The sequence below is a fragment of the Holospora obtusa F1 genome (assembly GCF_000469665.2).
In the GTDB taxonomy this organism is placed as follows: Bacteria; Pseudomonadota; Alphaproteobacteria; order Holosporales; family Holosporaceae; genus Holospora; species Holospora obtusa.
This window is the reverse complement of sequence record NZ_AWTR02000082.1, coordinates 1-7,744: the sequence shown is the minus strand read 5'-3', so window position 1 is coordinate 7,744 and position 7,744 is coordinate 1. Positions and strand designations below refer to the sequence as shown.

7 protein-coding genes and 1 pseudogene are annotated in these 7,744 nt (G+C 32.2%); 1 reads left to right on the top strand and 7 read right to left on the bottom strand.

Features of this window, described 5'->3' with window-relative positions:
• Positions 1–845 precede the first annotated feature (845 nt).
• Together P618_RS05040 and P618_RS05035 are read right to left on the bottom strand one after the other, a co-directional pair.
• Positions 846–1,139 carry a hypothetical protein gene (locus tag P618_RS05040; RefSeq protein WP_021828012.1) on the bottom strand — a complete coding sequence of 98 codons (294 nt, stop codon included), beginning with the start codon at positions 1,137–1,139 and terminating at the stop codon, positions 846–848.
• Positions 1,133–1,897 carry a hypothetical protein gene (locus P618_RS05035; RefSeq protein ID WP_156919025.1) on the bottom strand — a complete coding sequence of 255 codons (765 nt, stop codon included), beginning with the start codon at positions 1,895–1,897 and terminating at the stop codon, positions 1,133–1,135. The genes P618_RS05040 and P618_RS05035 overlap by 7 nt, the downstream gene beginning before the upstream one ends.
• 395 nt (positions 1,898–2,292) lie before the next feature.
• On the opposite strand from P618_RS05035, the gene P618_RS08045 reads away from it, so the two are divergent.
• Positions 2,293–2,469 carry a hypothetical protein gene (locus tag P618_RS08045; protein ID WP_024161238.1) on the top strand — a complete coding sequence of 59 codons (177 nt, stop codon included), beginning with the start codon at positions 2,293–2,295 and terminating at the stop codon, positions 2,467–2,469.
• Between the two features lie 1,053 nt (positions 2,470–3,522).
• On the opposite strand, the gene miaA is transcribed toward P618_RS08045, so the two are convergent.
• The 5 genes and pseudogenes from miaA to P618_RS09505 all read right to left on the bottom strand — a co-directional run.
• The gene (gene miaA / locus P618_RS05030; RefSeq protein ID WP_075260922.1) at positions 3,523–4,416 is read right to left on the bottom strand and encodes a tRNA (adenosine(37)-N6)-dimethylallyltransferase MiaA; all 894 of its coding nucleotides are present in this window, start codon (positions 4,414–4,416) and stop codon (positions 3,523–3,525) included.
• A 1,137-nt stretch (positions 4,417–5,553) separates the two neighbouring features.
• Positions 5,554–6,087, bottom strand: a complete 534-nt coding sequence (locus P618_RS05025; RefSeq protein WP_024161236.1) for a flavodoxin family protein — start codon at positions 6,085–6,087, stop codon at positions 5,554–5,556.
• A complete protein-coding gene (locus P618_RS05020) occupies positions 6,084–6,911 on the bottom strand; it encodes a tyrosine-type recombinase/integrase (RefSeq protein ID WP_275574334.1) in 828 nt (275 codons plus the stop codon). Before P618_RS05020 ends, P618_RS05025 begins: the two co-directional genes overlap by 4 nt.
• A 126-nt stretch (positions 6,912–7,037) precedes the next feature.
• Positions 7,038–7,373 (bottom strand): Grx4 family monothiol glutaredoxin, encoded by a 336-nt coding sequence (grxD, locus tag P618_RS05015; protein WP_024161233.1) that lies wholly within the window; start codon positions 7,371–7,373, stop codon positions 7,038–7,040.
• A gap of 208 nt (positions 7,374–7,581) precedes the next feature.
• A pseudogene (locus tag P618_RS09505) lies at positions 7,582–7,744 on the bottom strand (IS701 family transposase); the annotation flags it as partial.

The following is a 7,744-nucleotide window of genomic DNA, read 5'->3' as shown; positions in this document are numbered from 1 at the left end:
CTTATCAAATAGTCGCTATACATATCAAGAAGATCCAGTTTCATTTTTTGTCCTTAAAAACTTATGGACGAAAAATATGATTATTTCAAGCAGAAATCAACTATTGCTGCGTAACATCAGTAAATTACTATAATTGAGGACAGGCTCCAGTATAAACGAGTTTCGAAAGAGGTCTACTTAAAGAAAAGGGTCGTGAGGCCATGATTTCACCTAAAAAGAACTGTTTTGAGCCTTAAAATTATGATAAATATTCTTTATAAATTCCGTCACTTGATCAAAAATTTTTTTGCTAAACTCAAGGCAGTACCGCGCCATTTACACGCTATGATAAAACGTCTTCAAATCTTTTATCCATACACTTTTTTGGCTTCAACGAGTAAAGCTGGGCTGGAGATTTAAAATCTTCAAACCTTTTCGGAAAGATTACGTCAAGGGATGTCTCCACGGGTACGGTACAAAACAGTCTCAACAAACAGGTTATCCTTTCCTGTCACACCCTGGTTTTCCAGGTAAACTATCCTTTATCCGATCCTACTGATCATCCCTCAACGCATAACTCCTCATTTATCACACATTTTCTTTGAATTTTTATTAAATTTTCAAAAAATATCAAAAAAAGTCAACTTAAGTGAGGACAGCTCCTTAGTCTCGTTTATTATTTTTTAAATTTTACATAGGTGCGCAGAATTTAAAAAAAATTAATTTTTTATCATTTTTATTTTAGAATAATGAAAAATTGCACCTTAGATTGTGATACTAAAACTTCTCTTAAAATCAAAAGTTACTGGATCCATACGGATCATACATGCTTTCGTCGAAAGAATACTCTATCTTGTCCAGATGTTCTAACTGCTTGTCCCAATGCGCCTTAAGCTCGGCAATTTTTTTTTCGGATTCAGAAGGGGGGGAGGTAATATCTTTTTTTTCTTAAGTATCTTCGGTTTTTTATGTTTGCTTTCTGATTGTTCATTCGCTTTATTTGATTGCTTTTTTTCTAAATGACTTAATGTATCAGTATCTTTTTCTATACGGCCTGGACTTATGTTATTTTTGATTAGCGATACACCTTTAATGCCCTTGAACTGTTTAGTAAAGTCGCTCAAAGATAAAGATTTGTTTTGATTTTTATTATTTAACATTTGTATCTTTTTTTTAATTTTTCCGTACTTTCTTTTGTGAACGCAGAAAGCTCATTGCTGTTCAAAAGTTCATTAACGACATCCCGCTCTTCATCCTTTAAAGAATTATTGTCGGTTTCTATCTCTTTTTTTGCATACTCTAATAGATGCGTATTTTTTTCACGTAATTCTTGAAGATCAAAGATAGGCGAGTTTATAGTACTAAATTTTTTAATAAGAGCTTCAATGCTCTTCAACGCATCGACGTAAAAATTGAATATATCAAATGTGTTCCCATACTGAGATTTTATTGAAAAATTTTCTTTTTTTACGTTTATTTCCGCTAACTGAAGTTCTATATTTTTTAAATTATCTTTCGAAGAGAAATAATTTTGTTTGAGTTTTGATAAAATTTCGATTTGATTTGAGATATCTTTTTGACTTAATTTTTCATTTATCTGATTTTTGTGCTGAATTATTATATTGTCCTGCTCAAGAATTGAAAGTTCTGTGGCCATTTTAAAGAAAGAAAGAATAAAATACTTTACAAAGTTTTCTTTTTGTTTGATGTTTTTTAAGTTTTCAGAATTTTTTTCAGATAAATTCTGAACCTCCTTCACAAGTGTTTTTATAAAAAACTGAAAATGAGGAAGCATTATTTTCCAAACTTTTTTTCCTTCCTCTATCGTTTTTAGATCTTTTATATCGAAAATTAGAGTATCTTTATTGAAAACGCTTTTCACGGATTTTTCAAATTCCGAAAATATATTGCCATACACTGAGCTTCCCAGTATGCAAAAAAAATAAAACACGGAATATCGTTTTTTCATAGTTTTGATTATTTGTTGATTATATGAAATAAGTATGATATATTTTTTTTAATAAATTATGATAATCGTTATGCATAAAACGTAAAAATAAATTTGTTTTTACGGACTTATTTTTTTCGGTTCTGTTCATTTATATAAAATTTAAAAAATAATAAAAGAGATTAAGTAAAAGTAGTAACATTGTGATTATCGAGAAAAAAGGTTGCCATGAACACATATTACGTAAAACTATGATATTTAGAATCGATTTATAAATTTTAATCGTCGTAAAATGCATCAAAGTAAAAAAAAATAATAATGCGGCAGTTTTTAAAAGATGTTTGTTTTTTCAGGAGCGCTGTTTCGTGAATGATAGAGCTATGGTAAAAGGAGAAGTTATTCATAAGCGCTGTGAATACTGGTGCAGGAAAGGTATACGGAATAGCATGTTAGAATATTTTTATAATAGAGTTATGATAACGAAGCGTGATGCAAAGGGGATTCGCGCTTATCCGTGTGCTTTTGGTTATGAGAAAGGTTAAAACGAGCGTGAATGTTTGGGGAAAAGCAAAAGTGGTTTTATCACACAAATCTATGCTGTTGATGCTTTAGGACAGCCATTTTGGTTTATTTTAACAGCTAGTGATATCACTTAAGCATCAAAATTAATTGAAGATTTTAAAGCTGATACGGTTATGGCTGATAAAGCTTATGACAGTAAAGTTTTTGTTGATCACATCAGTGAACAAAAATCGACTCTCGTGATTTCACCTAAACAAAATCGTAAAATAAGACATTATGATAAACATAAGTAGGGCTCGCCTTAACTTAAGTTGACTTTTTTCGATATTTTTTTTAGAATTCAAAGGAAATGTGTGTTAAATGATGCGTTATGCGTTGAGAGATGATTAGTAAGATCGGATAAAAGAGGATAGTTTACCTGAACAACTAGGGGATCTGACAGCCAAGGACAATCTTCTGTTTGTGGAGACTTTTTTTACCTTTACCGTAAAGACATTCCTTGGCGTGATCTGCCAAAAGAGGTTTGGTGATTAAAGCCATCCACACCCGATTTACCCTTTGGAGCCAAAAGAGCGTATAGAAAAAGGTATTTGAAATCTTTGTTTCAGGACGATGATCATGAGTGCGCAATGATCGATGCAACGATTGTGCGGCCTCATCAATACAGCGCAGACTCCAAAAATTTGAATCTGCCCGTTGTAGAGTTGTTTTTTTACTACCTTATTGACCTAATTTAAATCCAATAGAGAAATTTTTGGCTAATGTGAAGCGATGAATTGGGCAGAAAATTAAGTTTTTCCAGAGCTTATATCCGTCAATTAATATTTTTTTATTTTATTATAATTCAACCGCTTTTAATGTACACTGAAAAAAATCACAAAAATTAAATGTATTTTCGCTATTCCTCACTTTTTTTAAAATACCCAATTCAATCTAAATTTTCATATTTTTAGCGCCGTAAATTTCAGAAGTGGGGTTACAAATGAGGTTTGGAGAACATACTCATTGGATTAAAAAATCAAGAAAAAATTAGAGCATTACTTAAAAAAAGATCTAATAAATAAAATTTTTATTTACAATTGTATGGTAAGATTTGGAATGAAATATTTTTGAAACCATGTTCTCTGGCGCTTTGCATATCTCCAAGTTTCTATAAGAAACATCGTTTCTGCCTCTACTCCGAAATATCCCAGATGTTGTGAAAATTTCAAGGCTTTTATTCCAATGGAACGACTTAAAGGAGAGTCAGGAATAAGGGGAAAATTAGAAATTTCTTCATACAGCCCTTTTGAACATGCCAAATGAAAACGTGCTTGTATACGTTGTTTTAACAAAGTTTTTTCGACCTGAATAAAAATTTTATACCATAAACATTGAGAAAGGTGTGTATTTTTTTGAAACGTTTGCCAAAAAGATAAAGGTTTTTCTGTAAAAAAATAGATACTTAGCGCTCTTAAAATGCGCTGTTTATCTTGTATCATAATTTTTTTTGCAGAACATTTATCGACTTTTTCTAATATTTCGTACAAAGAATGATTTGGATATTTTGCCAATACATCCTCTTCTTGTATGCGGGGAACAAGAGGAATGTTGCTTAATCCTGATTCTAGTGCATGGATATAAAATCCAGATCCTCCCACGAGTATAGGCAAAACACCAGAACGATGACATTCGTTAACTTTTTGAACAACATCAACGATCCACTGCATTACAGTTCTTTCTGGATTTTTGTTGGGCACATATTGATAAAGTTCATGAGGCACTTCTTGAATATCCTGGAGGGAGGGTTGAGCAGTTAGCAAAGGAAGCCCTTGATATACCTGTCTACTGTCTGCATTAATGATCACTCCATTATATTTTTTAGCTATTTTTAGAGCTAAATTACTCTTTCCAGAAGCCGTAGGGCCTGCAAGGCACACAAGAGGAAACGGATGATGGAGTAAATATTCTAAGTTTAAAGTGTCCATACACATAATATTAATACATACAAAAAAAATCACCTTAATTATACATGCATCTATTAGAATTTTCTATACTCAGATGATATTTTGTCGTTTACTCTAATAAATTACTTTTTGTTTTTGGGATCCAATTTATAGGAATTTAGCTTGAAAACGGGACAAGGAGATGCTATTTTTAAGAGAAGATGACAAAGAAACAATACAGCTTAAATCTAAGGGAGAGAGTAATAGAATATATTAAGCTTGTCCAAAATATTTAAAGTTAGCAAAAGTAGCGTAAGTAGGTGATGAATCAGGTGCCAAGAAACAGGGTCCATTAAAGCTAAAACACGCTCAGGCAGCAAGGGCAAAATAGACTCAGAGAAGCTAAGGGTTTATGTCGAAGGCCAATGAAGATAAAAAATGAGCAGAAAATAGCAAAACTATTTAATGCTAGTATTTCTGTGTATCGGAGGTTAAAGAAGCTAGGCTTTAGCTATAAAAAACTTTTACCTACTTGGCAAGCAAGCCAAGAAAAATGAAAGCGATATAAAGAAACTATAAAAGGCATACCGTCAGAAAATCTTGTATATGTATTGATGAAAGGGGTATTGAGATGACCATTTATGCAAGACAAAGGGGGGGGGAAGAAAAAAAGCTTGCTGCCAAAAAGAGCAGTAAATATTATAGCTGGGTATGTTAGTACCTATGGTATGTAATGGTTTTTGTCATACAAAATTATTTGAAGCTGAGTATCTCAGTTATTGATTAAGGAATTAGAACTTGGCAAATTGTAATAATGGATAATACTGGATTTCATAAATCACAAAGAACAAAAGAGTTGATCGAATCTGTAGGTTGTCAACTAATTTTTTTCTGCCATACTTACCCGATTTGAATTCAATAGAGAAATTTGGACTAATGTGAAAAGATGGGGTAAGAACAAAATAAACCAGTTTGATAAATTTTACGAGGCTATTACCGCATTCTTTTAAATCCTATTTTCATGCTAAATTATTATATGGAGCGAGCACAACAATAGGTTTTGAAAAGGTCTTATATCTTATTGAAATAATTTTTTGATCTATATTTTTTGGTGACTTAAATGCGTATTTCTCTAAAACTTATACGCACCCCAGTAGAATATAACTTAGAAAAAGCATATCAAGAAAACAGACGTCTCACCTTCTCTTGATCTGATATACATAGATTAATATGTGCAAAATACGCTCCTTTGTATTGCATTTTTAAGTAGCGACAAAAATGAATAAAAATCGAATTAATATTTTCTTCAACACTTCTTAAAGTTTCTTGATGCATTCCTTCAAAGTTAACAATGAGAGATATTTTTTTTCCTTCTAGCTTCTCGTTTAGATCTTTATATAACGTGATAACATCTGTAAAGCGATCTAAAAAAATTTTTATATAAGCACTGACCGTATACCAATATATAGGTGTGGCAAAAACGATAGTTTCAAAATTTTTAAGACAGCGTTGTATTAAAGGGAAGAAGTCATCACCAGTATTGCGACCTAAATAATCATAAGGTGTAATATTTAGTGTACACAAATCAACAATAGGAATTTCTGATGAAAACGGTTCTTCGAGTACTTGAATCATCTTATTTAACAACGTTTTTGTGTTTCCAAAAGCTCTTGAGCTGCCATTGAGCACAATACAGGAAGGAGAAAAAGTCATGCAACGACCTCCAAATGAAAATTATTTAAGGGATGGTGCTCCTTTAATACTTGAGATAATCGACGTTGTGTAACTTGTGTATAAATTTGTGTAGTAGAAATGTCTTGATGTCCAAGAAAAGATTTAATCGTAAAAAGATCTACGCCTTGTTCTAGCAAATGCGTAGCAAAACCATGACGAATTTTGTGGGGTGAAATATGCTTTGGATCAATATTTGCTTTTAATGCTAGTGCTTTTAATGCTCTTCCTACAGATTGCCGAGGCCAAAATCCTTTTTTTCCTGAAAAAATATAGGGAGAATTTGACCAAGGCAATTTTGAGCGCACAGAAAGGTAAAGAATTAAAGCGTTCTGCGCTTCTTGTGTTAAAAATACGATACGATCTCTCTCTCCTTTTCCTTGAAGAATTAAGGCACCTTTTTGCTCTGAAGTTTCTTGAAGTACTGAGTTTATGTCAACCACTAAAAGAGACAATGCTTCAGAAATGCGCATTCCCGTAGAGTAGAGCAACTCTAACAAAGCATACAAACGAATTCCTTTGACGCAGGTATCTTTTTTTGCAACCTCTATGAATTGATGCATTTCTTTTATTCCAATTACTTGTGGAATGGAAGAAGAGTATTTTGGAATTGCAATTTCTGATATAGGATTGTGAGCGATATACCCTTCTTGTAAAAGAAATTGATACAGTTGACGCAATGCAGAAACACGCCTTGCAACGCTCCTTGAGTTTAACGAATGATTTGAAGAAATTCGATGTATATACTCTAACATTTCAGAAGCACTAATGTTCAATATATTTATTTCTTTAGACGACTGAAGTATATCAGAGACAAGAGCGACACGTATTTTTACTTAAACCTTTTTCTACTGTTAACATCTCTACAAAAGACTCTAACCAATGTGAAAAATCTTTTAAACGATTCAAATGACCTGCTGCCACGCTAAAAACTAAACATTAACACTAAGCTTTTCTCTAAGACTTCCTTGTTCATGCAGTAAGGTAACGATATCACACCCGCCAATCAACTCTCCACGAGCATAGACTTGAGGAAAAGTGGGCCAATTTGAAAATATCTTAATTTTTTCACGAACAACATCATCTTTTAATACGTCAAAAAACCCAAAATCATCTGTATAAAATTTCAAAATTTCTACAACTTTTTTTGAAAATCCACATAAGGGAAAATCTGGACTTCCCTTCATAAACAGCATAATAGGACTAGAATAAATTAAATCTCGCAGATTATGAAACTCAGAAGAATCCTCAGAAAACGAACTATTCATAGCTCTAATACGTTCACCAATAAACTATCCCCCTAAGTTTATCATGTTTTAAAAATTATTCAAGCATGCGCTTTAGTACGATTCTTGTGAACTTTACGATGTAGTCACAATCTCTAAACATATTATTTACTGCATCCGATTTGTTATGCGGTAGAAAATGAGAGTACGTTTTCGGCATAATAGAGTCATTCCTCGTTATTAACTCATCTTACGTAGCACCTTTCAAAATTTGAAGTTCATTGAACATTAAAACATTGGCTTTTAACAATAGTTTTTGTTTTATTGCAAAATGATTCAATGAGGTTTTCACTTTCAATAATTCTAATTTGCAGTATGCAATGAGTGATGCAAATAGATGATTAGATTGTGTG

Bases quoted from the DNA above. Each gene is read 5' to 3' on its own strand.
- P618_RS05040 (WP_021828012.1), bottom strand. From the start codon at position 1,139: ATGTTAAATAATAAAAATCAAAACAAATCTTTATCTTTGAGCGACTTT.
- miaA (WP_075260922.1), bottom strand. From the start codon at position 4,416: ATGGACACTTTAAACTTAGAATATTTACTCCATCATCCGTTTCCTCTT.
- P618_RS05025 (WP_024161236.1), bottom strand. From the start codon at position 6,087: ATGACTTTTTCTCCTTCCTGTATTGTGCTCAATGGCAGCTCAAGAGCT.
- grxD (WP_024161233.1), bottom strand. From the start codon at position 7,373: ATGAATAGTTCGTTTTCTGAGGATTCTTCTGAGTTTCATAATCTGCGA.